Raw genomic sequence first — 890 nt, 5'->3', positions numbered from 1 at the left:
GTTGCGCCGAAAAACAAAAGCAAATTGGTCAGCAGTAATCATGTCAATGTCTCACAAGCCATGAAAACGCCGCAATTTTGGCTCTTGTTTTGGGTGTTGTGTCTGAATGTGACGGCAGGTATTGGTGTTTTGGGTCAGGCTTCTGTCATGATTCAGGAGCTGTTTTCTGAAACTTCTGTCGGTAAACAGGCTGCCATTGGTGCGGGTGCGGCGGCAGGTTTTGTGAGCCTGTTGAGCCTGTTTAATATGGGCGGCCGCTTTTTGTGGTCCAGCGTGTCCGACAAAATTGGGCGTAAAAATACTTATACTATTTTCTTTGTGCTCGGCTCGCTGTTGTATTTTGCCATTCCGTCTATTGGCGAGAGCGGTAACAAGGCTTTGTTTGTTATTGGGTTCTGCGTCATCATTTCCATGTATGGCGGCGGTTTCGCAGCGATTCCGGCGTATCTGAAGGATTTGTTCGGCACTTATCAAGTCGGTGCAATCCACGGCAGGATTTTGCTGGCATGGTCAACTGCGGCCGTTATTGGCCCGGTGTTGGTCAACTATATCCGCCAAAGCCAAATTGAAAGCGGCGTTCCAGCTGCTGAGGCTTATAGCATCACCATGTACATCATGGCAGGTTTGTTGATTGTCGGTTTGTTGTGTAATTTGAGTGTCCGTTCGGTTCACGAAAAGCATCACGAAAAAGACATTAAGGTCGCGGCACATAGCGGCAACCCCGATGATGAAACCGCTGTATCCGATGCCTATCTGATCAGCAAGAAAGTATCAGCGGGCGGTATTGGCGTATGGTGGCGCTGGGCTTTGGTTTGCATTCCTTTGGGCTATGGCGTCATTATGGTGTTTGTTAAAGCCTTAAGTTTGTTTAATTGATTGTTGAAAATTAG

Annotated in this window: 1 protein-coding gene; it reads left to right on the top strand. The window is 47.6% G+C overall.

Annotated elements, in window-relative coordinates; genetic code table 11:
* On the top strand, nt 1-876 hold an 876-nt coding region (locus tag ACTHS3_RS15575), incomplete at its 5' end, for an MFS transporter (RefSeq protein ID WP_440368451.1).
* Between the last annotated feature and the right edge of the window lie 14 nt (nt 877-890).

This window comes from Neisseria sp. P0009.S007 (assembly GCF_051962515.1).
The sequence above is the reverse complement of the archived record's forward strand: the minus strand, read 5'-3'. Positions and strand labels throughout refer to the sequence as shown.